Source organism: Paraniabella aurantiaca, assembly GCF_050309965.1.
Taxonomy (GTDB): domain Bacteria; phylum Bacteroidota; class Bacteroidia; order Chitinophagales; family Chitinophagaceae; genus Niabella.
Genome location: NZ_JBLOSY010000002.1, coordinates 625,213 through 652,098, shown reverse-complemented (window position 1 = coordinate 652,098; position 26,886 = coordinate 625,213). Strand labels below are relative to the sequence as shown.

General features: G+C 43.1%; 21 protein-coding genes. 11 read left to right on the top strand and 10 right to left on the bottom strand.

The genetic code is table 11. The annotated features are described in order from the left end of the window. Position 1: 1 nt before the first annotated feature. The 6 genes from ACLOAU_RS17295 (at position 2) to ACLOAU_RS17270 (ending at position 8,145) form a co-directional block, all read left to right on the top strand. A complete protein-coding gene (locus tag ACLOAU_RS17295) occupies positions 2-1,552 on the top strand; it encodes a RagB/SusD family nutrient uptake outer membrane protein (protein ID WP_427863158.1) in 1,551 nt (516 codons plus the stop codon). A 51-nt stretch (positions 1,553-1,603) separates the two neighbouring features. After that, positions 1,604-3,514 (top strand): exo-alpha-sialidase, encoded by a 1,911-nt coding sequence (locus tag ACLOAU_RS17290; RefSeq protein WP_427863157.1) that lies wholly within the window; start codon positions 1,604-1,606, stop codon positions 3,512-3,514. Between the two features lie 10 nt (positions 3,515-3,524). Next, positions 3,525-4,970, top strand: a complete 1,446-nt coding sequence (locus tag ACLOAU_RS17285; protein WP_427863156.1) for a sulfatase — start codon at positions 3,525-3,527, stop codon at positions 4,968-4,970. Between the two features lie 34 nt (positions 4,971-5,004). After that, on the top strand, positions 5,005-6,189 hold the full coding sequence (locus ACLOAU_RS17280) for a sialidase family protein (RefSeq protein ID WP_427863155.1): 1,185 nt from the start codon (positions 5,005-5,007) through the stop codon (positions 6,187-6,189). 28 nt (positions 6,190-6,217) lie between these two features. Next, a complete protein-coding gene (locus tag ACLOAU_RS17275; RefSeq protein ID WP_427863154.1) occupies positions 6,218-7,324 on the top strand; it encodes a sialidase family protein in 1,107 nt (368 codons plus the stop codon). Positions 7,325-7,428: 104 nt separating this feature from the next. After that, entirely contained in the window at positions 7,429-8,145 is a 717-nt protein-coding gene (locus ACLOAU_RS17270; RefSeq protein ID WP_427863153.1) for a FadR/GntR family transcriptional regulator, read from the top strand. A 13-nt stretch (positions 8,146-8,158) separates the two neighbouring features. On the opposite strand, the gene ACLOAU_RS17265 is transcribed toward ACLOAU_RS17270, so the two are convergent. Further along, complete coding sequence (locus tag ACLOAU_RS17265; RefSeq protein ID WP_427863152.1) at positions 8,159-9,103, bottom strand: metallophosphoesterase family protein; 945 nt, start codon at positions 9,101-9,103, stop codon at positions 8,159-8,161. A 521-nt stretch (positions 9,104-9,624) separates the two neighbouring features. Between ACLOAU_RS17265 and ACLOAU_RS17260 the strand changes: the two genes are divergently transcribed. Beyond that, positions 9,625-9,867, top strand: coding sequence for a hypothetical protein (locus ACLOAU_RS17260; protein WP_427863151.1), 243 nt, complete (start codon positions 9,625-9,627; stop codon positions 9,865-9,867). A gap of 67 nt (positions 9,868-9,934) precedes the next feature. Further along, entirely contained in the window at positions 9,935-11,023 is a 1,089-nt protein-coding gene (gene dinB, locus ACLOAU_RS17255; RefSeq protein WP_427863150.1) for a DNA polymerase IV, read from the top strand. On the opposite strand, the gene ACLOAU_RS17250 is transcribed toward dinB, so the two are convergent. Then, on the bottom strand, positions 11,020-12,927 hold the full coding sequence (locus ACLOAU_RS17250) for a tetratricopeptide repeat-containing sensor histidine kinase (protein WP_427863149.1): 1,908 nt from the start codon (positions 12,925-12,927) through the stop codon (positions 11,020-11,022). The genes dinB and ACLOAU_RS17250 overlap by 4 nt on opposite strands. Positions 12,928-13,210: 283 nt before the next feature. Continuing rightward, entirely contained in the window at positions 13,211-14,101 is an 891-nt protein-coding gene (locus ACLOAU_RS17245) for a cation diffusion facilitator family transporter (protein ID WP_427863148.1), read from the bottom strand. 160 nt (positions 14,102-14,261) lie between these two features. Between ACLOAU_RS17245 and ACLOAU_RS17240 the strand changes: the two genes are divergently transcribed. Continuing rightward, positions 14,262-15,287: a dipeptide epimerase gene (locus tag ACLOAU_RS17240; protein WP_427863147.1), complete on the top strand. Its 1,026-nt coding sequence runs from the start codon at positions 14,262-14,264 to the stop codon at positions 15,285-15,287. Positions 15,288-15,339: 52 nt separating this feature from the next. On the opposite strand, the gene ACLOAU_RS17235 is transcribed toward ACLOAU_RS17240, so the two are convergent. Continuing rightward, positions 15,340-15,684 carry a TfoX/Sxy family protein gene (locus tag ACLOAU_RS17235; RefSeq protein ID WP_427863146.1) on the bottom strand — a complete coding sequence of 115 codons (345 nt, stop codon included), beginning with the start codon at positions 15,682-15,684 and terminating at the stop codon, positions 15,340-15,342. 432 nt (positions 15,685-16,116) lie between these two features. Between ACLOAU_RS17235 and ACLOAU_RS17230 the strand changes: the two genes are divergently transcribed. Next, complete coding sequence (locus ACLOAU_RS17230) at positions 16,117-17,130, top strand: phytanoyl-CoA dioxygenase family protein (RefSeq protein WP_427863145.1); 1,014 nt, start codon at positions 16,117-16,119, stop codon at positions 17,128-17,130. A gap of 180 nt (positions 17,131-17,310) precedes the next feature. Here ACLOAU_RS17230 and ACLOAU_RS17225 read toward each other — a convergent pair whose 3' ends face one another. The 6 genes from ACLOAU_RS17225 to ACLOAU_RS17200 all read right to left on the bottom strand — a co-directional run bounded on the left by ACLOAU_RS17225 (position 17,311) and on the right by ACLOAU_RS17200 (position 24,874). Further along, positions 17,311-18,534, bottom strand: coding sequence for a DUF763 domain-containing protein (locus ACLOAU_RS17225; protein ID WP_427864300.1), 1,224 nt, complete (start codon positions 18,532-18,534; stop codon positions 17,311-17,313). A gap of 383 nt (positions 18,535-18,917) precedes the next feature. Beyond that, on the bottom strand, positions 18,918-20,033 hold the full coding sequence (locus ACLOAU_RS17220; RefSeq protein WP_427863144.1) for a hypothetical protein: 1,116 nt from the start codon (positions 20,031-20,033) through the stop codon (positions 18,918-18,920). A gap of 18 nt (positions 20,034-20,051) precedes the next feature. After that, entirely contained in the window at positions 20,052-22,244 is a 2,193-nt protein-coding gene (locus tag ACLOAU_RS17215; protein ID WP_427863143.1) for an ATP-binding protein, read from the bottom strand. Next, a complete protein-coding gene (locus ACLOAU_RS17210; RefSeq protein ID WP_427863142.1) occupies positions 22,241-23,488 on the bottom strand; it encodes a DNA cytosine methyltransferase in 1,248 nt (415 codons plus the stop codon). The genes ACLOAU_RS17215 and ACLOAU_RS17210 overlap by 4 nt, the downstream gene beginning before the upstream one ends. Continuing rightward, positions 23,478-23,906, bottom strand: coding sequence for a very short patch repair endonuclease (locus ACLOAU_RS17205; RefSeq protein WP_427863141.1), 429 nt, complete (start codon positions 23,904-23,906; stop codon positions 23,478-23,480). Before ACLOAU_RS17205 ends, ACLOAU_RS17210 begins: the two co-directional genes overlap by 11 nt. Positions 23,907-24,421: 515 nt before the next feature. Continuing rightward, positions 24,422-24,874: a helix-turn-helix transcriptional regulator gene (locus ACLOAU_RS17200; protein ID WP_427863140.1), complete on the bottom strand. Its 453-nt coding sequence runs from the start codon at positions 24,872-24,874 to the stop codon at positions 24,422-24,424. A 545-nt stretch (positions 24,875-25,419) separates the two neighbouring features. Between ACLOAU_RS17200 and ACLOAU_RS17195 the strand changes: the two genes are divergently transcribed. Beyond that, positions 25,420-26,628: a 3'-5' exonuclease gene (locus ACLOAU_RS17195; RefSeq protein ID WP_427863139.1), complete on the top strand. Its 1,209-nt coding sequence runs from the start codon at positions 25,420-25,422 to the stop codon at positions 26,626-26,628. Positions 26,629-26,886 lie beyond the last annotated feature (258 nt).

The following is a 26,886-nucleotide window of genomic DNA, read 5'->3' as shown; positions in this document are numbered from 1 at the left end:
TATGAACCAGGAACATTTTTTTCTCAAAAAAATCAGCATTTTATGGCTTGGAGCCGCGCTGGGTATCCTATGCATTTGCATTACGGGCTGCTCGGGGTTTTATGATGTAAATCCCTATTCGGTTGTAAAGGATGAAGACTTTAATAAAAACCGGGATGATCTGAATGCCGCGGCTATGGGTATGTATCAGCCGCTAACACAGGAAGTACATAAATTTTTACTATGGGGAGATGCGCGCGCAGACATGGTTACAACAGGACAAAAAGAACCCGATCCCTATATTAACGAGTTTGTGCTGAATGCCGTAAGCGTACAAAATCCTTATACCAATTATGCAGGCATTTACAAAACAATTGCACGTTGCAACCGGCAAATGGAGAAGGTATATGGTGTGGCCAAGCTGGATGACCGGATCCTGGACCGGGACGCCGGTGCCTTTTATGCGGAAGCGCTGTTGTTGAGATCTTATGCTTATTTCATACTGGCGAAGAACTTTAAGCAATTCCCTATTATTCTTTCAGATGTAGCAGAGAATTTTAAGTATGTAAATGAATCGGGAGATACAGTAATAAGAAAGGCCCAGTCGATGACTAATGCAGAGATCCGGAACGGGTTTTATTACATGAATAACAGGGATGATGTTTTACGAATGATCTACAAAGACGCCCTGACAGTACTAGGCATTTTGCCCATCAACTACCAGTGGAACCGTAACACACTTCCGGCACAGGAAAGATATGGGCGTGTATCGCAGGCGATGGCAGCAACCTTTGCTTCGGAGCTGGCGTTGTGGCTGGGCGATTACCAGGCTGCTTCAGCTTTTGCCAACTCCCCGGTGCGCAACAATAATCACACACTGGGCACTTCCGGAACCTGGATCAACCAGTTTACCGGTTCGTACGCCTCGCTACATTCTATGTTTTTACTGGGATATATGTACAACAATTCCTTTGAAGTAAACCGGCTGCAGGAATTTACTTCTTCGGTATCAAAAGATGGCGGCAAATATTACCTGAAACCTGCCTCGCAAGTAATCAAAAACATTTTTTCGTACGAGGGAGGCGACATCAGAACTTCATTTAGCTACAAAGTAGTGAATGGTGATACTGTAATATGGAAGTTTATAGGTTCTGACAATGTAGCGTCTATGCGACCTGCCTTCCAAAGCGATGCCAGCTGGAACTTTTACAGGAGTGCCGATGCTTATCTGATTAAAGCGATGGCCGACCTAATGCTCAATGATTACGCTACGGCTTTCAACTTTGTGAATATGCTCAGGGTAGCAAGGGGATTAAAGGAGCTGGATCCACTGCAAACGAATTACCGTGATAAGGAATTTATGCTAGGCCTGATTTTCAAAGAAAAAGCAAGGGAGAACGCTTTTGAAGGTAAACGATGGTATGACCTGATGTTATGGTCGAGGCTTTCGGGTAAAAATCAACTGGCCGACGCAGTGGCGGCCAAATACAGTGCACCGCAAAACGAAACCATCAAAGCACAATTACAAAACCAGGATAATTGGTACATACCTATCGATCCTTTGTTATGGTAAATAAAGGTTTAATCATTTTAATCACTAAGCACAACGGTTCAAATATATAGTATGAAAAAGCTTATCATATTTATCATCCCCATCTGTTCACTTTTTTTGATGATATCAACCAGCGGATGTTATAAGGAGCAACACTTCGATTTTCCCGGACCCTTCGTGGATTCAAGCCGGGCTAATATAACCGATTCGCTTCCCTTTCCGTTCGATAAAAACCGCCAGGCAGGTGTTTGGCTGATGAAGGATGGCCTGCCTGATCATGACAAAATACTCTTTAAAGGTTTTACCGATTACAAGGCGATGAATGATACGGTATCATGGGTAAAAGAGAATTCAGGCATGCGGCTGATTCCGCACCGAAACTATTACCCGCTCAGCAATGCAGACCATTTGGGTGGCGACCCCAATAGCTATACTTACAACTGGGCTATGTCTAAATACTTTGTGCCCGTAGGAGAGGGGAAGAGCTTTTATATGTATGCAAAAGTTACGGTAGGTACATTTAGCGGCACGGCGGCGGGTCTTGAACTCGGCCGTAGCTGGGAAACCGGGGGTAGCTTCGTATTTGGATTTGACGGTAATAGCAATGTAGCGCCTACCTTCTTCGTAGACCTGTATGGAAAGCTTGGTGCATCGGTAAACCCCGACCTGGGTTGGCCAACAGCTAACGAGGTAATTGTACCGGGGGTACCTGCAGAAATGGAAGTAGTGATCCATGACAACCTGTTTTATATGAAGATCAATGGCATATTATGTTTCCTTTTTAAATTGTCAAGAGAAAATCTCTACTACTTTACTCCTATGCTCAGACCCTGGAGAAATTTCATCACGGTGCATGATTTTTACCTGGAGAGCAACGATATGTACACCGTTAATTATGCTATGCATGAAGGTGAAAACGGGTATGCACGTATACAGGCGCCGGCGCTGGCAAAGGCTGGCAATGGCAACCTGCTGCTTTTTGCAGAGGGTAGAGCCAGGCCGCAAACGGCGTTTGAACGTGTGGCGCAAAATACCATGCCGGTCGGCAACACGGATATTATATTGCGTAGGTCTGCCAATAATGGTGAAACATGGGAGGATAATATTACAGTGATTGCGGGAGAAGGCTCAAATGATACTTATGGTTTTCCGCAAGTAGTTTCAACTGCTGACGGCAAAATTATTTTACATTATAACAAGCTAACAACCACCGTAGCAGCCAACGGCACTTTTAGTTATCCTGCAGAACAAACGATATACCAGGTAATATCGGCAGACAACGGTGCTACCTGGTCACAACCGGTTGATATTACAGCTCCCCTGAGAGATATCAGCCGCGGATTTGTAAAGAGCAGCGCGGGCCATGGTATTCAACTGCAATCTGCAGCCTACAATAACCGGTTGGTAATGCCCTTGATCTACGGTGGTACTTCCATTAAGATGGCGATATCAGACGATAATGGCACCACCTGGCGAAAGAGCCAGAATATTGGCGGTACCAATATTGTATCGGGTTCGGTAATTGAACTGGCAGACAATCGGCTGATGCTAACCCTGTCACACAGCAATACCGCACCACAGAGCAAACTGGTATGTTATAGCAGTGACGGCGGTGATACCTGGACAACGCCTGTGGCGATGGGATCAGGTGTTGCAACGTCAACCTTTGGTCATATGTATGGCGGTGTTATCTTAAAAGATAATGCCGGCAAACTATACCTGGTTAACCCGGTAGGCAGGGAAAAAGATCCGCAGGTATACAACGGCCCTAACTATGGGGTTACACCAACTGTATTTGAAAGCAGTAACAATGGTAGTTCATTTATGCAGTCGGGAGTTTTGTTTAGTAAAACAGCCTACAGGGGCTATGCATCACCAATCGGCAATATGGACGCAGTTTTTGCCAATGACGGGAAAATGGTGGTTGCAGGAGAGGGCGGGGTAGAAAGCCCGCAGGAAGGTATTATTATTTACAGGAGATAAATACAGTTAAATGCAGCTATTCAGATTACGTCCCTATTTATTCACTATTCTTTTTCTGATCGGTGGCCTTGGCTCATATAGTCAGGCGGTCAACAGGAAAATGAATGTGCTCTTTATTGTAGCCGATGACCTGAGACCGGATTTAAGATGTTACGGTAATAAACAAGTGATCACTCCTAACATAGACAGGCTGGCAGCCCGCAGCATCGTATTCAACAACGCATATTGCCAGCAGGCTGTTTGTAATCCGTCACGAGCATCTGTATTAACAGGGCTTCGCCCCGATCAGACAGGTGTTACGGACCTGGTAACTCATTTCAGGGATAAGGTTCCTGATGCAGTTACTTTGCCACAGGCTTTTAAAAATGCGGGCTACACCACGATCGGGGTAGGAAAGGTCTTTCATAATACAAAAAAGACGGTGGATACTGTTTCCTGGTCATTACCAAAAGCCGGAAATGTTGTTGTAAGTAATAAAGAGTACTTCCTTGAAAGAAATAAAAGGGGAGGAAAAGCCGATGCGTTTGAATTTACCGAAGGGGATGATGAAAAATATCCGGATGGCCAGATCGCCGGAGAAACCATCAAATTATTAAAGCGTTTTAAAGAATCGGGAGAACCGTTTTTTCTGGCTACAGGATTAAAAAAACCGCATTTACCTTTTTGTGCTCCTCAAAAATATTGGGACTTGTACCGGCACATGAGCTTTGCTACCATCGCTGCTAAAGAAAGACCTGTAGCAGCACCTGGCATTGCTTTTCATCAATGGCAGGAACTCAGGGGGTATACGGATATTCCCGATCAGGGTCCGCTGAGTGTACAACAAGAACAAGACCTGATGCGTGCCTATTATGCCTGCATTAGTTATGTGGATGAGCAGATAGGTAAAATCATGCAGGAACTGGATCGTTTAGGATTGAGAGAAAATACCGTTGTCGTATTATGGGGCGATCACGGTTACCATTTGGGAGAGCAGGATCTTTGGTGTAAGTCCACGAACTTTGAGCTGGACACACGTATCCCTTTAATAGTGTCGGCTCCGGCAATTGATCAAAAGACAGGTAATACAAATGCCATAGTAGAAGCAGTGGATATTTACCCCACGCTGATCGATTTATGCGGTATAGCACCCGCTTCTAAATTAAGTGGCAAAAGCTTAGCACCACTATTGCTGAATCCGGGTATGAAATGGGATCATGTAGCATACAGCCAGTTTTGCCGGCCGTATAAAGCCATTACCACACAGCATCCCACTCATATGGGATACACCGTTAGGGATAAAGATTTCAGGTATACACTCTGGTACAACTTAAGTACCAATAGTATAGAAGCACGTGAACTGTATGACATGAGACAATCGCATGTTGAAACTGTAAACATTGCGGGGCAGCAAAAATATCAGCAGGCAGAAAAAAAGCTGGCAAAAATGCTGCAAGCATATAAACAAAATCAATAGAACTATTTTAAAGGTCCACTAAATATTTCAAAAAATGATGAGATCAGGTATTATAACGATGATTGCTCTAGTATTAATGATGCCTTTAGCAGGCTATACACAATTGAAAGGAGGCAACGCCTATATTCATAAGTCTGTACTTTGGGAAAAGGGTAAAGGCAAGTATAAAAATTACCGGATACCTGCCGTAATCGTTACTAAAAAAGGAACCGTGCTCGCGTTTTGTGAAGCCAGGGAGGCCGGTGACACCGGCGACATTGACCTATTAGTAAAGCGTTCCAGGGATAATGGTAAAACATGGAGCGAAGAATCAGTAGTATGGAATGATGAGCAAAATACATGTGGTAATCCCTGCCCGGTTGTAGATATGGAAACAGGCCGCATCTGGCTGGTAACTTCCTGGAATGATGGTAAGGATCATGAAACAGCCATTGTTAATAAAACATCCAGATCGCCCCGTTTACCTTTTATATGCTATTCTGATGATGATGGCTTGAGCTGGTCAAAACCTGTTAGCATGGGAGCGGCAACAAGAGATACTTCCTGGGGATGGTATGCAACCGGGCCTGGTATTGGTATACAGGTTAAAAACGGTGCCTACAAAGGACGATTGGTGATACCTGCTAATCATAGCTACGACGACCCGGCGGGTAAAATAAGGAAAGGACCTTATGGATATGGTGCTCATGTTTTGTATTCGGATGATCGTGGTAATACCTGGAAGAAAAGCGAATCTATAAAACCGGGATGTAACGAAAGCCAGGTAACCGAACTTGCGGACGGGACGCTGATGATGAATATGCGTTCTTATAATGAAAAATTTTCAAGGGCGATCAGTACCAGTAAGGACGGCGGCGCTACCTGGAGTCCGATAAGTCACGATTATCAACTTACCGAATCCATCTGCCAGGCAAGTATTCTTAACTTCGGGCCAGTACAGGGGAAACCGGCATATCTGTTTCTTAATCCAGCAGTGTCGATTGGCAGAACGCATATGACTTTAAAAACCAGTTTCGATAATTGCCAGAGCTGGTCCAACAGCAAATTGGTATATGCCGGCCCTTGCGGCTATTCCAGCTTAACCAGGCTACCCAATGGCAGGGTGGGCATTTTTATTGAAGCCGGCAAGAAGAAATCTTACGAGAAAATGATCTTTGTATCCTTCCCGGCTGAGACCCTGTTTACAGCAGGCGCTATGCTGCAGGAAAAAGATATTTAAACCAAGCCATCTACAATTCAACATACGCATGCTCCGTCTACTTGTTGTAGTTCTAATATTAGTGGTAAAAGCCTCATTGGCGCAACAACCTGTTGAGTCAGTTGTTTGGCCAAAGGCAGCACCGGGCAACGAAATTAAAGAGCATTTTGTGTATGGATTAACAGTAGCAGCGGATGGTACAGTGTTGGCCTTCTCAGAAGGCAGGTTAAGCCCGGGCGATGCAAGTCCCCATCATATCGTATTAAAACGAAGCACCGACAATGGCAAAAGCTGGCAGGCTTCAGCAATAGTAGTAAAAAGCAATGGAAGCAGTTGTTATGCCAATCCCACGCCGGTTGTAGATCAAAAGGGAACAATCCATTTGTTATATGCAGAGAATTTCCATAACGATTCTTCGGTATTATATCATATAACCAGCAGGGATAATGGAACAACATGGTCAAAACCATCTGCTTTAACCGGTTTATTTGAGAGCGATCTCCACAAAAGAGCTTTTCATCTTCCCGGGCCTGGTCATGGAATCCGGTTAAAAAATGGCCGCCTGTTGGTTCAGGTGTGGCACAGGCACAGCATCAGCTATCCACAGCTTCAGAGAAAATATGGAGTATCAACTTTGTATAGTGATGATGATGGCCGAAGCTGGCAGAATAGTGGTTATATCCCCTTATCGGATAGTTTACAGGGAAATGAAAGTCGCCTGGTTACTTTAAGCAACGGTGATGTTTTGATGGACGCGAGACCCAGTGGTGTTGCCAGGCAACAAAAAAGATTGATATCCCTTAGCAGGAACGGTGGTACAACCTGGAGTCCTTTTTCCGAAAGTTCTAAAGCTGCTTTCACAGCAGTTGATATGGGACTTAATATAATCCGATACGGGAATCGCAGTTACCTGCTTTCCAGCTATCCCTTAGGCCCGGGCAGGCAAAACCTGGTGTTACAGGCCAGTGTTGACGATGGCAGTAGCTGGTATCAGCCAACGCTAATTGCGAAAGGTAAAGTAAATTACTCAGATATAGCTGTTTTAAAAGATGGATCAATATTGGTTTTATATGGCAGGGGAAACCCTAAGGAAGTGGTGGCCTGCCGGTTATCTAAAGATTGGATAAGAACACATTTGTTAGGGGAGGAAGAGTAGAGAATGGTAGCAACAAGTTAAGTGCCATATCATCTATTTCTTTTTGTCCTACATATTCATAAATAATTTTACTTTCGTTTTATTAAAAATTTTCAATATTTCGTATGGCTAATGGAAACCTCAGTAACGACATTCAAAGAATAGAGTCGGCAACAATGGCCGATATGGTAGAACTACGACTAAGAGAATTTTTAAAGAAAAAAGCTTTCAAGCCGGGAGACGCACTTCCTAAAGAGCTGGAATTGGCCGAGGCGCTGGATGTAAGCCGCAATGTAGTCAGAGAAGCCTTAAGTCGCCTGCGGATGTTAGGCATGATCGAGTCGAAGAAAAAAAGAGGAACCATTTTGGCCGAGCCCGATATTATGAACGGGTTTGAACGGGTTATGGATCCCTTGTTACTGGATCAAAAAACTTTACAGGATCTGTTTGAATTAAGACTGGTATTAGAGATGGGCCTGGCCGACCTGTTATTTGCACGGATCACCACCAAAGGCATCGAAGAATTGGAAAAAATAGTAGAAAAAGAAGTAAACAAAATTCAGCAACCTTTCCGGTTAAAATTTGAAATTGATTTCCATAGCAAGCTATACCAGATGACGGGAAATGAAACTTTTTTCCGTTTTCAAAATATACTGTTACCAGTATTTGAATATGTGGTTAAGGAAGAACAGAAATTAACCGGTAAAGCCAAAGTAGGCAAAGTAACGCATCGCGATCTTTTGGAGTTGATCAAAAAAGGCAAACCGGAAGATTTCAGAAAAGGCATGAAAGAACACCTGGCTCCTCATTACGAAAGGGTTAATAAAAGAATAATGCTATAAAACTTTAATTTGGTTAAAAACCATGCGCATGATAGTCATGTTCTACTGATCCATTAGCATAAAGTTTTAATATCGTATAACCTGGCGGTGTCTGTTTAAACCAACCTGGTCCTGCAGATTCATCGCTTCCCGGTTCCCACCAATGACCGCTTACAGCGCCGGAGCTGCAGTAGGTTACTTTATTATAAATGGTTTCGTCAAGCAAGTGGTTGTGCCCGCTAAGAAACAGTCTTACCTTATCTTTATATTGATAAAACAAGTCTTTTAACTTACGGAAATCACTATGTCCGCCACCTTGTAACTGAACAGTGGCGCTCAGCACCGGGTAATGTGACATCAGGGCCACATAATCATCGGCAGGTATCAGTGCCAGTTCTTTTTCCAGCCACTGCATCTGTTCTTCATCCAGCATAATGCCCTTATTATTACCATCGAGCATTATAAAATGCCAATTGCCTTTTTGAACCCTGAAGTATCGGTGAGGCATATTTAATCTTTTACCTACATAAGGCTTGCCATACATTTCGTCTTCCTGGTTGGGTGCCTTCCACCAGGGATCATGATTGCCTATACAAGAGTAGATTTCATATTTTTTGCCGAGACTATTCCAGCAATCATCCCAGATATTCCATAACTGGCGCACTCTGTCGCGCACTACGCTATTGTAGGAAGCGTCATATATAGAATCTCCACCATTCAGAAAAAAATCAGGTTGATGTTTTTTTACGATCTGTCTCAGGCTGTTTTTAAAACGGTTGGGTGCATCGTAATCGGGCCGGATGTGTACATCCGTTATATGGACAACAGTCCATACTTTTTTTGAGCTGCCGGCCCCCTCAAGCGCATGTAAAGTGCTGTTGCCGAGCGTAAGTCCACCGGCAACCATGGCCAGCGATTTTAGTGCATCCCGTCTTTCCATTATCAATACATTTGGATACACGAATATACTTGTTTCCATACACAGAGATGGAATGGCCTGATCAAAGAACAAAACAGGTAACTAAAAATTAATGATGATGTGTTCCCGAATATTTTTTGAGGATAAAATATAACTTCTTCAGGCAAGCCGGTAATATACATTAAAAGCGCACACTATACAGGCACTTATCATTGTTCACCGGCCTTAATCACAGGTATTACTTTTAGTATTATGCTCGTCAGCGTCTTCCTTATATGGTATTTAATAAAGCGTGTTTAATAGTGCCTCCTGCAAAGGCGTTTTAGGATAAGGCATGAAACTGTATCGGTTTGTTGAGATAAAGAAAACAGCTTTTATTTTACCTTACTTTCAAAATGAATAAAAGGCCATTTTATTGGCATAAAATATAAAGATATATGAGTGTAAGTAGCTTTTTATCAACTATTTAGAATTGCAGAATTATTTTTTACCTGACTCTTAATTTAGTTTTAAATTACCATTTATAGTTTGTTTTTAAGGCTTTATACTGAATTATTTAGCTTATTTTTGCAAGCTCTAAAATGGAACATTATTTTGAATTGCCCCTGAGATACAGGGAAGAAGACCGGATATTGAAGGGAAGATTGGTAACTTTTGCTTATTCCTATAAGTTCTTCATTGTAATAGATGGGAAAGAACTGGTTTTTGAAAGAGATGATGAGCATAATTTCAGGGTGGTGGCAACAGAATCTCATCATGAAAACACTATAGACCAGGAATTACTGGCGCATATTATTGAAGCGCTCGAACGCAGGGCAGCCTGATTTTTCTGCAGCATTCGCAATAATTTGTCCATTGGCGTTATTGACACCCAACGAAAGCTTTACCTGAATGGATGCTGCAAAATCCCATCGAAAAATTATTCATATCGACATGGATGCATTTTATGCGTCTGTGGAACAAAGAGATTTTCCTGAATACAGGGGTAAACCCCTGGTGGTGGGCGGCCTGCCTGAAGGAAGAGGCGGCGTAGTAGCAACAGCCAGTTATGAGGCCAGGAAGTTTGGAATACGCTCAGCTATGCCGTCTAAAACGGCCCAACGCCTTTGCCCCCAGGCTATTTTTGTATTTCCCCGATTCGATGCTTACAAGGCCGTTTCAATCCATATCAGGGAAATTTTTCATCGTTATACCGATATTATTGAACCTCTATCTTTAGATGAAGCTTACCTTGATGTTACCAGCGACAAACAAAATATTGGCTCAGCCCTCGACATTGCCAAACTAATTAAACAAGCCATCAAAAACGAGTTGGAACTGACTGCTTCGGCAGGGGTTTCCATTAATAAGTTTGTGGCGAAAATTGCATCCGACATCAATAAGCCGGATGGCTTAACCTTTATCGGTCCTTCACGCATTGAGCAATTTATGGAAGGCCTGGCAGTTGAAAAGTTTTATGGTGTGGGAAAAGTAACAGCCACCCGTATGAAGGCCATGGGATTGCATACCGGCGCAGACCTGAAAAAGCTGTCAGAAACGGAGATGATACAATACTTTGGAAAACCGGGTAAATTTTATTACCAGATTGTTCGCGGTATCGATAACCGGGAGGTACAGCCGCATCGTGAAACAAAATCTGTAAGCGTAGAAGATACTTACCAGGAAGACCTGGTTGACAGGGAAACTATGGTTCCGGAATTAAGCATATTAACCGAAAGGCTGGCCAAACGGCTACAGCGCTCTGGTTTGAGAGGTAAAACTGTAACGGTCAAATTTAAATTCCACGACTTTACATTGATCACCCGGAGTCTTTCGGTACCTGGTTTTATTAACGAAACTGAAGAGATACAACAGGCCGTTGTTATTATTTTGAACAATGCACCTGTTGATGGTAAAAGAATACGACTATTAGGGGTAGGTCTCTCCAATTTTGAAAAAGATAAAGACGGTGAAGATGAGATGCAGCTCAAATTGTTTTAGGCAATCGTAATGCGTGCTGAACGGGGTTCGGGCTCCTCGTAAGGTCTGAAGTAAACAACAAACTCACTTCCTTTTCCAACCTGGCTTTTTACCACGATACGCCCTCCGTTTTCATCAATAAATTGTTTGATCAGGAGTAACCCTAAACCCGTTCCCACTTCTTCATTCGTCCCGGTTTGTGATATCACTCTGCCCGAAGTCTGAAACAATTTCTCCAGCTTTTTTTCTGTCATACCCGTACCTGTATCACAAATGTGAATGGCGGTATAATCCGGCCCAAAACTATACTTCACTTCAATCAAACCGTTATCCGGAGTAAACTTGATGGCATTGCTGATGATATTTTGCAAAATGATCTGTACATGAGTGGAAGCCGCTGAAATAAAAACTTCCTTCCCGAATTGATGTTTTAGAACTTGTTTCTTTTGCCGGGCAGCTGAGTCATACAACGTGAAAATTTTTTCTATGGTAGCAGTAAGATCCGTTTTTTCCGGTTGGGTATTAGCTCCGGCCTGTAAACTTACTGCCCAAACCAGCAGATTATTGATCAATTCAGAAACACTGATGACCTGTCGATGAAAGTTCTCGAAAATAAAATCTCTGTCGGCTTCTTCTAATACGCCCGATTTCACCAGCTCCATCGCCTGTACTACAGAGGTAAAAGGACTGCGCAAATCGTGCCCGATCACAGAAAGAATGCGGTCTTTGACCTTGTTAATAGACAGGAGCTTTTCTTTTTGTTGTATCATTTCTTCGTTACGTTCCTCCAACACTCGGTTAAGCACTTTTTTATGGGTTACATTTTGTTTTAACAGTAGCAACACTGCAACTAATACCATCAAAAAAAGTGAACCCAATACTATGACGATCCGGTTTCTTTTTATGACCTGCTTATTGACCTCGATTTCTGTTTCGAGCTCCGCATTTTCACTTTTTTTCTCCTGTAAGTGCAGGTAGTTAATATTATTATCTTTCTTTTCATTTAGCAGGCTGTCACGATACGAGCGGGCAATATCCTTATAATGATAACCTTCTTTATAATTACCTAAAGCTGCGTAGCACTTTGATAGGATATGCGCCGCCCGTTCAATGTCCCACTTAACATTTAATTTTTGGGCTAAATAAAAGCTTTGTTGGGCATTATTTAATGCAGCTTCATACTGCTTTAACTTATAGAGTGTTTGCGCTTTGCCGGAATAGGCAAAACTTTTTTCCCAGTCATCCTGGTAGTTTTTAAAATATAGTGCTGAATCATAGAATACTAAAGCCTGTGCGTAATTTTCTGCATTATAGTTTAATTCTCCAATCCTGTTCAGTGACATTTGGGTAAGATGACCGTTTTTGTTTTTACGGGCCAGCCAAAGTGCCATACCCAGGTTTTGGAAGGCGCTATCAAATTTTTGAAGGTCGCCCTGGCACAGCCCGATATTAAAATAATTGGCAGCCATGCGTAAGCTGTCCTTCAACCGCATATTAATGATCAACGCTTTCTTAAACTCCTCAATAGCGTCGTCAAACCGGTCCTGACCCAGGTAAACCAGTCCCCGCATGTTTACAGCATTAGCCAGGCCGGTAGGGTAGTTGATGTTCTTAATAATAGCTAACGACGAATCGGTATGAAGCAATGATTCGAAAAAAGAGCCCTTAATGTAATAAGCCTTCGCCAGGTTATTATGCGCTTTTGCAGTTTCTGTAGCTATGCCTGATTGTTTTGCTATCGATAAAGCCTGGTAGCATAAAAGTATGGCGCTGTCGGGATTTTTATAGAAGTATCCTTCAGCAAGTTTATTGACCGCGACTACTTTACCCGAATCAGCAGGTTCACTTAACAGTTCTCCCCAGGCTGGTAGTGCGATAATGAATGTAAGCAGTACGAAAATTATAGAAAGATGATATTTGGACATGTAGAGAAGCAGTTGTTGAGAAGGGGAAGAGGAGTTATAGTAATTACAGCTTCCGGTCATTCTATTTGATCAACGACAAAAAGTACTATCGTAAAAAAGGATGTCATAGCCTGTTATTGAAATTGATGGCACCGGGTTTGGTAATCACCGGTTCTCATTATAAGTTTAGTCTTGAATCTTTGTATACAAAAATAGGTATATATAAGCTAATATATAAAGAGTCATTTGCAGCATACAAAAACAACTTAAACAATATGGAAAAACCTGCGCAGGCAGGCCGCTATCACATTTGCGGGGCTTCATTGATACGATTGGGCTCAACATGCACCAACACATTACCTAAATTGGGAATCTTATTTTTAAGGTAGTCTTTTAAGTGGTGCGCAATATCGTGTCCTTCCCGTACCGATATGGCTCCGTTCACGATAGCATGAAGATCCACATGATACCTCATTCCCGACTTACGAACAAAACATTTCTCCGTAGCCATAACGCCATCCACCTGCAGCGATTTTGCTCTTATTTCTTCCACCAGGTCGTCGTAAACATGTTCATCCATAATTTCTCCCAGCGCCGGCCTGAATATATGATAGCAGTTATATAAAATAAATGCTGATGCCGCTAGTGCCGCCCAGTCATCAGCGGTTTCATAACCTTTGCCCATTACCAGCGAAATAGATATACCTATGAATGCGGTAATGGAAGTAATCGCATCGCTGCGATGATGCCAGGCATCTGCTTTCAGCGATGAGCTATTGGTTTGCCTGCTTTTGCGGATAACGATCTGGTAAGAAATTTCTTTCCAGAGAATGATGCCTCCCAGAACGAACAGGGTCCAGGGTTTGGGTAGCTCATGAGGTGTATTAATATTCTGGATACTTTCATAAGCTATTATGGTAGCAGAAACTACGAGGAAAGCCACCACCAGGAAAGTGATCAGCGGCTCTATACGTCCATGCCCGTAAGGATGGTTTTCGTCCGCAGGCCTTTTGGCGTATTTGAGTCCGAGCAATACCAATACCGATGAAAATATATCAGTTGTAGACTCAATTGCATCAGCAATCAGCGCATATGAGTTACCAAAAAAACCAGCAATGCCTTTTATCAATGCCAGGAGGGTATTTCCTACAATGCTAAAATAGCTAGTTCGTATAGCTGCCTGCTCATTGCTCATATAGACAAATATTTTACAAAGATGGAAAGGTTCGGATAAACCGGCGTGCAAGATAGGGCTTTGAAAAGTTAAAACCTTCAATAACTGAACAACAGTTCTCCCCATTAATTCCTTTTCGTTTTATGAAAAAGGAATTGTTTTTTTGCAAAAACAATACAAAGTGAAACTGGAATATTATCCCCATCATTTAAAGTTCAGGCATCCGTTTACCATTTCAAAAGGTACCAAAACACACCAACCCACATTAATAGTAATGTTGGAGCATTTTGGTATCAGGGGGTACGGGGAAGCGCCGGCCATCACTTATTACGATATCACGGTTGAAAAAATGATGGAGGACTTGCAAGCCAAACATACCCAGATCGAAAGGTTTGCTTTTACAGAGCCCGACCGGTACTGGCATTTCCTGCATCATCTGTTGCCTAAAAACCCATTTTTAGTGTGCGCATTGGATATGGCTGCCTGGGATATTTTTGGAAAGATGTCGCGTAAACCTTTGTACCGGCTTTGGAAAGGAGATATTACCAAAAGCCCGTTAACCGACTACACTATTGGTATAGATACCATAGAGAAAATGACAGACAAACTGAAAGAGCGTCCCTGGCCCATATATAAAATAAAAGTGGGCACTGCCGATGATATCGGTATTGTAAAGGCGTTGCGCAGCCAAACGGATGCTGTGTTAAGAGTAGACGCAAATGCCGGCTGGGACCTGGAGACGGCGCTGCAGCTGATACCTCAATTAAAAGAGCTGGGGGTGGAACTGGTGGAACAACCCCTGGCAAAGAATAACTGGGAGGGTATGAAAGTATTGTTTGAGCAATCCACGCTGCCATTGATCGCCGACGAAAGCTGTGTGGCTGAGGCAGATGTAGCAAAATGTGAAGGACATTTTCACGGCGTCAATATTAAACTCACCAAATGCAGTGGTATTACGCCCGCGCTGCGAATGATACCCGATGCCCGTAAACGCAATTTAAAGGTAATGCTGGGGTGCATGAATGAAAGTTCTGTTGGCTCGGCTGCCATGGCGCATCTGGCGCCGTTGGTAGATTACCTGGATATGGACGGCCCCTTACTGCTGGAAGAAGATGTAGCTACGGGCGTTGACTATGATAACGGAAAGATTATATACAACGGATTACCGGGTTTGGGTGTAGATTATAAAGGATCTTTCATTAAATAAACAGGGGGTTTCTATTTCTTGTTTTTGCAGCCGTTTGAACATTTGCAGGGGGTTACTTTTTCTTTGAAGCTTTGGCCCTGGGGTTATACTCCAGGCAAAGCCTGATCCAGTAGGTAAGCGCTTTTGTGGTTTGCAATACTTCCGGTTCCACATAGCAATAGCCCGAAAGCTCTTTGCCTCTCATGATCATGGGCTGATAACCCGGCGCTTCGGCCAGTAGTGTATCAAGCGCAGGATCATAACGGCACATAAGCCGGTTGCCGGCAACATTCACACACATTTTACCATTTATCATAAAAGCCAGTCCGCTGAACATGGTCTTTTCTTCAATCTCAATACCAGGTTTTTGTTGCAGGTATTGCCGCACACGGTCGGCCAGCCGGGTATCATATGCCATAAGTGATGATTGAGATAGCTAAAATATACAATTTATGATGAAGGACGATTTATTAACCGCCAAGAAAGGAGGACGCAAAGGATGCTCAGAGGAATATTCTGATTCTGAAGAAGTAAAACCTGGAGTAGGATTCTGATAAAATGTATCTTGAGGTTAAACACCTTAAATACGCTGCGTTATCTCTGCTTCTCTTATTCTCAGCGGTAAATTGTCAATCACCCGTTCAGGACTATATCCGTTTATCTAACCTGTTAAGCCTGCTGAAGATGATACCTATTATGACGGCGAAGTCATGACCGCAGATGCTTATATAAAAAATAGGTTTAGTAGGTTGGAGGACAGCCTCAGGATCAGGATAGATGCGGGCTGGGAAGGTACAGCCCATTACAGGGACAGTTTGTGAGACGGTAATACTTCAGATAGTACCCGTTGATGTATAACTTCGACGATCAATATTTCGCAGCATTCGGCATCCCGCGGCTAAACCATTATATTCGTGCTACCATGACCAACAAGGAATTTATCCATTATTTTGTTACTGCTCATTTGAACGTAAAAGCAGGCAAGCCACGTCCGCAGGCTATACCCAACTACGAAAAAATAGAAAACCGCTGGCTGGCCCTGTACGGACTGGGCAAACTGGAAACTTTCCGTTACCTGTATAGCGAATGCCAGTCAGAAGCCGGCTTTGTCCAATGGCTGCGAGATACCCGAGGTGCTGACGCGGTAACAGAGGCTGGCCGTCTTTTTGATGGCCTGTCAACCGCTGAAACAGAATCAACCCAACGGATACTTACAGCAGAACAATGGCAGCACTGGCAGGAGCAGGGGTATCTGCGTATTGGCGGATTGGTGCCTCCTGATTATTGTGAACGTGTGAAACAGTTTATATGCGACTACCAGGGCATCGACCTCAATGATGCGGCTAGCTGGTATCCTCATCATCAAGACTGGCATGGCCTGATGCTGCAGGTATACCAGCAACCCGATATGGAAACCATTCGCCGGCACCCGGCAGTAAAGCAGCTGTTTGCCGAACTTTATCAAACGCCCAACATTGTGGCCAATACCGATAAGGTAAGTTATAATCCACCTGAGACAGAGCAGTGGAAATTCCGTCACCATGCCCTGCATTGGGATATCGACCACCGGCGGCCTCCGGAATATTATATACAGGGACTTATTTACCTGGATGATACGCCCGAAGATCGCGGTCCGCTAAAGCTGATCCCCGGTTTTCACCACCGCTACGAAGCCTACCAGCAACAGTTCAGCAACCCGGTGGCCGCGCAACATGCTATTGAGGTGGAAGCCGGAGCCATACCCGTACCCGGCAGGCAAGGCGATATTGTAGTATGGCTGCAAACCTTACCCCATGCTGCCAGCATCAACCGGTCGGACCAGCCGCGGTTTGTGCAGTATTTGAGTTTTACGAAACTGGATTGAGTACCTCCAGCCATTTTGCATTGAATGATTTTGTTAACACCAGGTCTGTTAACACTTTGTACTGTTTACAATTTGCTTGTTAACAAATTGACACGCCTTGAAAAAGTGGACATCCTCTTGTTGTTGGTAATGCTGCAGAACAAGACATGCTAAAGCAGTGGGTGGGGGTGCCGTTTTTCATTATCCCTTATCATCAAACAAATCTAATTGCCGGCCATGCGGCCCCTTTGCCTTCCCAAAAACCGTCCTCCCGCCATATTTCCAGGACTCAGCTCTTTCCCGGGCGATCACCTCGTCAATACTGCCATCCGGAATAAAATCCTCGGCCAGCCGCTCCGTTATTTTCGACAGCGATTGTATCGCCTGCATTTTATCCTTCCGGCCCAGCTTCGCCCTTTGAATGGCCTGCTGTAAAGTGTCGATCGTTTCATCATACACTTTAGTAGGCACCGGGAAGGGGTGACCATCCTTACCGCCATGGGCAAACGAAAAACGCGCCGGATCCTTAAACTGCGTGGGCTGCCCGTAGATCACCTCGCTCACCAGCGCCAGCGACTGCAATGTTCTCGGGCCCAGGCCTTCCAGCAACAGTAGCTCTTCGAAGTTTTGCACCTGCTTTTCCTGCGCCAGCCATAGCACCGCGCCCAGGCGCTTCAGGTCCACATCCTTGGCCCTCACATCGTGGTGACCCGGCATTACCAGGTGCCTCATCTTCGCGATCTCCGGCAGCATCCGGTCCGGGTTTTCGGTGGCCACTTCCATCATAGCGGTTTTTAAGGGTTGCGCCAGCTTGTCCGTCAGGTTGAGGATGGTACCCTGGTTGGCCCCGTAAATGCTGGTATGCGGCGTTTCGGTAAACGATTGTACCGATGGGGAGTGCCAATGATACCGCCGGGCCGTAGCGCTGCTGTCGCGCATGCCTTGCTGTATCACCGTCCACTGGCCCTCGTCGCTCACAATGAAATGATGCTGGTACAGCTGAAAGCCATCCTGCACGGCCGTATTATCCACCTTGGCGCTTAGCTTGCTGCTGCGCACCAGGCCGGGCGCGTTCAGGCCCGTGGTTTCGGCAAAGCGCAGGATATCCTGTGGCGTATTCCGCGAGTGGCGGCCCTTACCGCCGCAGATGCAGATGCCCAGCTCCCTGGCCAGCGGGTTGATGCTGCTTTTTAAAGCCCCCATTACCGAAGTAGTAATGCCCGACGAATGCCAGTCCATACCCATCACCGCGCCCAGGCTCTGGAACCAGAAGGGGTCGCTGAGCTTAGACAGCAGGGCGCTTTTACCCTGGCCGGCAATAATTTCTTCCACAATCGCCTTGCCCAATGCCGCCATGCGCGCTGCCAGCCAGGGCGGCACCTGGCCGTTATGAAGGGGTAAGTCTGCACTGCCGGATCGCTGCATCATATACTAACAAAATTAGCATTTAAATTTGATTGGCCTCATGGATGCGATAGTATATACCCGGCGTGGGCTAAGGGTGGCCTGTATGGATTGGTTTTTAATTTTTTCTTTTAGGGCGTGCCCCCGGTATGGGGCCAATGGGGCAACAGTGTAGCAAGGTACACCTTATAGCCTTCGCGAATGTAATAAAGCGCTGCTCCCCAAGCCCCATACCGGGGCCGGGCAGCAATGCTGGTAACCTTCGCATCAAAGCAACATTTAGTTGCTTCGCCGCTCGGTTATGCTTGTAGTCCTCGCCCCGGCTAGGGCCGCGGCTGTGGGCTACCGCTGCTATCCCTCACGCGGGGGAGAGACTAGAATTGTAAGTAAACTAATTGAGTAATTTAATTTTTAATTAGAGCGTTAAAAATCTCTTCTATGTGAAAATCAGGGGATCCTTGTCTTGAGTAGTAATAAGAGAATCTTGCAATAATATCTTTTGTAAAACTACTATTAATAGATGCAATTCTTTCATAGCTTTTATCAAAATCATTCGCACGAATAGACTTTAATTTTTGAAAGTTGATAAGTCCGGCCCCTATGTGATTGTAAGCAGGTAAAAAATGATACTTATTAGAATAGCTATTACTTATTAAAGCTTTTAAGTCCTTTTCAGCTTGTCCCAGCACATCCTGTGTTGCTTTATTCTTTTTTAGAATACCCACTTTTTCTTTAAATAACCCATCCTGATCAGATTCGATTTCGGCCAGCAAAATATCTTTAGCTTTTGACTGCGCTAAATCACATGATGGAGTTAACACTACAAAACGTTTATTTGTATCAGCTTCTTTTATTAAGTCGCCTGTAAATACTCTGTTTTTTATAGGCGGAGCTATATAAACTTCAGCTGGATGATAGTCTTCAAAATCTGATTCTTCAGTTAATTCTAAGTATTCCTGAATATGAAGCAAAGTATATCTTAGCAAAGATTTTTGCTTTTTTTCAGGAGTTCGGCTTAAATCACTTGTCCACATATCCATAGTTCCAGATAAATGCTTCCAGAAAATTTTACTCAAATATTCGTCGATTGTACCCCTCCTGGCCAATATATGCGTTATACCTGTGTCAAATATTGAGACAAACTCAGCTAGGTAATCAAATGACGCATCCCTTTCCCTTACTTTAAAGAATACAGTTTCTTCTTTTAAATCTTTATCTAAATTGTGTGTAGTACCTGAAATTACAAAAACCGGAAAACGAAGATTATTCTTTATTTCACGAATTACATCATTACCAGAACTATCCACACCACCAGACTGTTTTAAATCTAAATCGACAATAGCACCGTCAAAAATGCCATCGTTCCCTTTTAAGGCTATAAGGGCTTTGTCTTTATCTTTTTCTATTGTGTAGTTAATTCTAATTCGCCCATTTGTTTTATTAAAAGAATCAATATTGCTTTTATAGCCATTGAGCACATTGTCATCGTCTTCTGCGATAAATAATTTAAGTTCTGTCATTGGGTGTAATCTGGTATTTTATTTATTAAATTCAATTTGAAAGTATGCTCCATCACTATATTTCCGGGCGATAAGTTTTCCGTTTAATCTGCTTGCTGCCTCTCCAGCTATAGCGAGCCCAAGGCCCGTTCCATAAAGTTTTTTTGAATACCCAGGCTCGAAAATTACCTCTGACTCTATTTCAAGGTTTGATAAGCCCGGACCATTATCTTTGTAATCAATGACTACTGTTTCTGAATTTTCAGAAACTAATATTTGAACTTGTTTCTGCATTTTATTGGAGATACTTAACCAGTAAACGCTGTTTTCTAGCAAATTAGTTAGTAGCGTATATAAGTCTTCTGACCATCCATAAAGATTAATTCCTTTTTCGCATTCTATAATCACATCTGCTCCCATATCATTAAGACTGCTGGTAAATATTCTGACGCTATCGTTTAGTATCGGTAATATAGAGAAGTTTTCTCTGTTACCTCTTTTCTGACTTGCAAGGGGGTTGATTCTTCTAAATAATCCGGATATGATTTTACTGTTAGTGCGAAAGCCTTCAATGCTTTTATTTAGCTCTGGTAGTATCTCTTCGTCTTTTGTAGCTTTATAATGTTTGATATATCTTTCGATAACACCAGTTTCTGAATTGAAAAACTGAATAGGCTTTCTTCCTTCGTGTAAGATGAGATTAACGATTTTGCCAAGTGTAGCCTGACCTTGATATATTGCAATAGTTTTTTCTATTTCATCTTTTAAGGTTGCTTTTTTTACCTCTTCTTTATCAAGTATCTCATTTATTTCTTTTATTGCATCCTTTGTCACATTTAGTTGGTTCAATTTACTGTCGATAGTATTCTTTACATCTTGTAAACTAAAAAGATCATTAATTGTAGTTTGAAAGCTTGTGGCATTATTTCTGCTTTTTTCACTTTTAACCCGATATGCCAGTCGTCTTGTTTCCAATTCTGCTAAAGCTTTCTTAGCCAACTCTTTCAATCCAAAATAATATTCATTTTCTTTCAATCCATCTCTTGCACTTTTTTCTTCTAAATGAGAAAGTTCTTCAGATTCGATGAATATGAACCCCACTATCTGATTATTGCTAATCCTTAGTGTAAAATTTTGAATTCTGTCTTTATCTAAATCCAGCCAGTCAACACCACCATTTCCATATGGCCGTATTCTAAACGCATTTTTATATATATTAACGCCATATACTTCATCTAATAGCCTCTTTGCTTCACGTTTACCCATAAATTTTTCATTTACAGGATTAATAAGTCCTTTATTTATAAGGTTATCTATCGCTTCTGGCTCTCTATCATAGACACGGTAATCTATTTTTATAGGGCCACAATATCTTCCATTTCTTTCTAATTGATATTTAGCATGTATGCGCTCCGACTGTTTTGCTTCTGGGTTAATGTTATTTTCAAATAAAAGATTTGCCTCTCCACTTTCGCTTATAGTTCCACTTATTCTATAATCATAAAATTTAATTATAGGATATGTTTCAATTTTAAATTCCTGATTATTGAATTGCTCAAAAGGACAATTAATAAATGAAAGATTTATATCAAATTTATCTTTATCAAACTCTTCGAATGGCGATATCAGCTTTCTTAATTCCTGAAAAAGATTATTTATTGAAACTACATCCCAAGTGCTAATTTTATTATTTTCACCTTCATTTTTGGCGATAATTTGTAACGTAGTACCAGGAGCTTCGTTAGTATTTTCCTTTTCTACCAATAATTCAACATTATCAAGAAATGTATTGCTATCAAATACTCTCCAGTCAATTACTGCAATTGATTTTTCACCTGTACTGTCAACAGATGACAACGTCATTTCCTGTCCTAACACCGATGCAGCGAATCTACCTATTCCTTTTCTTCCCTGAAAAGCCCTTTTTCTGCCAGGGCTCTTTTTTCGTTCTAATTTGTCATTTGTAGCGGGGACAAGCCATTTATTAATTAAGGTATCAAAACTCATCCCATGTCCATCATCTTTTATTGTAATAACTAAAGCATTTTCAGTATCAATTTTTTTGTACTCAAAAACAATATCGACTTTAGTGGAATCTGCATCATAAGAGTTTTTAACCAATTCTATTAACGCCGCATAAGCATCTCCTATCAGATCGCTTCCGATAGTGTGAATAATCCGGGCAGCGGGTCTTATCTTATATAGGCCATTGCTTAATATTTCTTTGCTCATAAAAATACTTTTAATATTTTCGCAATCTCATACGCCATTAATGGTGGTACTGCATTGCCTATTTGTTTAAACGCAGGAGTTCGATTAATACCATCTTTTACACCTTCAAAAAAATAATCATCCGGGAAAGATTGTAACCGGGCAGCCTCCCTTATACTTAACGAACGATTCTGTTCAATATCCGGATGAATGTAATAGTGTCCATCCTTTGCAATATGAGCAACAACCGTTTGAGAAAAAGGCTCGTCCTGCGCTACCACTTTAAAACGGTCCATAAAGGATTCTCTGTTTTGATGGGTTTTTAATCTTTCCGGCAGGTCATTATAGTTTAGTCTTGTCCCTTCATTATTCCACTTTTTAACTGCAATCCGGTAGATTTCTTTATCCTGGTCTGAATGTGGCCGGGCTATGTGCTGTGTTAAAATCTCTATACCGTTACGTATTGCCTTCCCAGAAAGGTACTCGTTGGTTTTTGAACTGTACTTAAGATATCTGCTGCCTTCTCCGGCCTGTATTTTAGGAAGATCGCTGAACAGAGATTGTACAGTATGAGCTGTTAACATTTTAATTGCTTCAAGATCTGGCACTTCTATATTCAGCTCATTTTTCCAGCCAATTATTATGATACGTTTTCTGTTTTGTAAAACGCCAAAATCATTGGCCTCTAACCGGAATACTTTCATAGCATAGCCTTTTTTCAGGAAAAGCTTTCTCATATTTTCGAGGTAAACACCTTTTCCGGCAGATAGCAGACCGAGGACATTTTCAAAGACAAACATTTTGGGTTTATATTTTTCCAGATATTTCCCGTATTGTACATACAGGTAATTTCTTTTGTCTCCTTTCATCCCGTTCTTTGAACGCGCACGACCTGCTAAAGAATAAGCCTGGCAGGGTGGGCCACCAATAATTAAATCTACTTGGTCCCCTTTTAACTGTTTTTCTATGGCTTTATGAATAATAGGATTACTTTCCGCACCAACAGGATGGTTTATAACAGAGCTAAGGAGTTCTGTAGGTATCCTGCTGTAAAGATCTGCCCTGGATATCTCCCCTTTCAGATAAGAAACATATTCGTGAAAGCGATTTTGTGATTTCAGATGATGATATGCCACCCGGGTTTGCAACGTATAGCACGCTGCTTTGTCCATTTCCACATGCGCTACAGGGTCAAAGCCCGCACGGATAAATCCCTCGGACAAACCACCGGCACCGGCAAACAGATCAATATATTTAAGACTCATCGTTTTGTTTAAATGTTTTCATTAGACTTTGTAATGTGTCATCCACCTTACCAGGCTTAAGCGCACATTCCCACACTACTATTACTTTCCAGCCCAGTTGCTGTAGCCTGGCAATACTATCTGTATCCTTTTTTACATTGCCATTAATTTTATTTAACCACCATTCTGTTTTTGTTTTGGGCACCACATAATATTTGCAGCCTTCATGCCCGTGCCAGAAGCAGCCATGTATAAACAGCACTGTTTTGTATTTGGGAAAAACCATGTCTGGCTTGCCCGGCAGTGTTTTATCATGCAGCTTATAGCGCAATCCTTTTGAGAACAGAAATTTTCGAACCAGCATTTCGGGTTTTGTGTCCTTACCCTTGATGCGGCTCATGTTATAACTCCTTATCTCTTTAGAATGTACATCGGCCATTAATATACAAAAATAACTCAGTTAGCAGAAAGAAAAAAGAACAGTATTTGAGCTATGCACAGCAATCTTTTGATTCATTTCTCTTTATCCCTCTAGATTCTGCCTTAAAAGTAACAATTAAGCATTACGCCTAGTCGGGGTTTTCCTCATTTTATATTCCTATTTTTCACTTATGAGTTACTCGGGCAGCATCTTCTAATCTTTAGCTACAAAGCTAATTAACAAGATTAAATCATACAATACTGGAAAACCCTACTTTTTAGGGGGCAATGTACAAAAGTGTTAAATAGAAAAAACGGGGAAAACCCCGTTTTTAATTGCTGAATATTTTGTAGTTAAGCTGGATAATGTTGTAAAGCCTGTATGCGTGAGGGATACGGCGGGCGGCGACTGCAAGGAGCCGGTGCAAAGCACGGAAGCGCAGCGCACCCCATAGTAGCCCGACCCTGTCCTTGCCATGAAGTATAGCCATTCGCGCACAGGCGGCAGGGCAGGGGCACGCCCTAATAAAAAAACTACCTATTATTCATCAATTGCTCATACTTCGCCATCATATCGTCTTTCTCCTTTAGCATTCTTTCATACAAAGCAATTTTGTCTTCATTCAATCTTTTAATCTCCTCTAACGCTTCCATCCATTTTTCAGAAGTATTAATTGTAGGGTTGATTTGAAACACTTGGCCTGTGGCATTATCATTAACAGTATTTACTGTGTTAGCAATAATATTAATCGCCTGTTCCTCATCAAAATTCTGGATCGCCTCCACCGGTATTTTTAATAGGGCAGATATTTTTTGAAGTAGGGGAGTATCGATAGTTTCCTTCTGCTCCAGCAAGGATACGGCTTGCTGGCTCATGTTAAGGTCAAAAGCCAGGGCATCTTGCTTTATACCCAGCATTTCGCGGAAACGTTTAATGTTGCGGCCTTCGTGTACTTTATGGTTCGGCATAGCGGTATGTGTTGTCATAGGAGCAAATTTAGTTTTTTCAAATTAGATTATGCAAGCCTAAAGATACATAAAATACAAGCTTTTTGGTGTAAAACACAACGGATTTATGTAGGAAACAAAACCCGGCGGCCAGCTATTTAATGATTGCGCATTAAGTAGTTCTTCTGCTACTTTTTGATTGTCCAAAAAGTAGCGCAAAAAGGACCCCGAAAATCAATCGCGAGCATGATTTTCGATTTGAGTCCGCTACTGAGCACCTCTACTGAGCCCATCAACATTATTGCAACACCCGCCACACTTTCAAAAATATAGTTGTTTGAGACTGGTTTTGAGAAGACACAGAGGTTGAATTGTAAACATTTGCCATGCATTTACAATTCGCTTATATATACGTTGTATCCCCGCGTGAGGGATAGCAGCGGATACCCCGCTGAAGCCTTTGCAGCTTGGATTTTGTGGCGGAGTAGCAGCGAATAGCCCGACCCCTGCCTGCTAATACAACAATAAACAAGCAGGGCAGGGGGCACGCCCTATAAAATACCATTATAGCTATCAGCGAAGATATGCGCGTCATACTGGTAGGCGATGATGATCAAAACATCTACGGGTTTCGTGGCGCCAATGCGGCTTATATGCAGCAGCTCATTAGCCAGAAGGGTGCCGTTAAATACGAGCTCACGGAGAACTACCGCAGCAAAGACAATATCGTATCGCTGGCCAACCAGTGGGCCGGCACCATCGGCCATCGGCTGAAAACGCAGCCCTGCTTTGCCAGCCAGCAGCAAAACGGGCACATTCAAATTACAGAATACACTTATCCAAACATCATTGTACCCTTAACAGCCATCATCGGCAAAGCCGCCCTCTCAGGCTCTACCTGCGTGCTTACCAAAACCAACGAAGAGGCCCAGCTGCTCTGCAGCCTGCTGTTACAGCAACGCTTGCCCGCAAAGCTCATCCAGACCAACGACGGCTTTAGCCTCGGCAACCTGTACGAGCTGCGCTATTTTTCAGATAGCCTCAATAGCGATGCCGACAATCCTTTGATCACCGATGAGGACTGGGCCGATGCCAAACGCCGCTTGCAGGCGCATATCCCTACCAGCAAGCAGCAAGACCTGGCCCTGGCCGCCATCCGGGCCTTTGAAGCTGTGAACACCGCCAGGAAATACAAAAGCGACTGGAAGGCCTTCCTCTTCGAATCCAGGGCAGAAGACTTCCTGGACCTGGATACCGAAGTGATCTATGCCTCCACCATTCATAAGGCCAAGGGCAAGGAGTTTGACAATGTGTACCTGCTGTTGCAACAATTTACACCCCATACCGATGAAGAAAAGCGGCAATTTTATGTAGCCATCACCCGGGCCAAAACCAGGCTGGATATACATTACCAGGGTGCTTATCTGCAGCCCTTCTCCGCAGCCGGGCTTGTTTACCACCAGGATGCTCAGCCATACCCCGAGCCACAGCAAATTACGCTACACCTCGGCCATCGCGATGTGCAGCTCGGCTATTTCGAATATGTGCAGCATAGGCTCCACTCCCTGTTCAGCGGCGCTGCCTTGCATCCCCTGGAAGATGGCCTGGCCAATGCGCAGGGGGAGCAGCTCTTAAAGTATGCCCAAAAATTCAGAACAGCTTTGCAGGCGCACTACCAGCGGGGCTTCAGGGTTACTGCTGCCAAAATAAACTTTGTGGTGTACTGGAAAGACGAGGTGAAGCAAAAAGAAGTGAAGATACTGTTGCCCTCTTTACTGCTACAAAAAGCATAGGTGTTTTTTGTTTTTTTTGGCGTGCCCCCGGTATGGGGTTGATGGATGAAATGCAGCATTGGTGCAGCTTGCAGCTTTAGGGTTATTAATAATTGATCTACTTCCGAAACCCCATACCGGGGCCGGGCTATCCGCTATATCTTTTGCGGTGATCTGCCAGCAGTACAAAGCCCACCCAAAGAGCACCGCAAAAGGATGCCGCTGCTATCCCTGCCCGACTAGACTACGATGGCGGGCCTGCCCGAAGTTACCATAGGC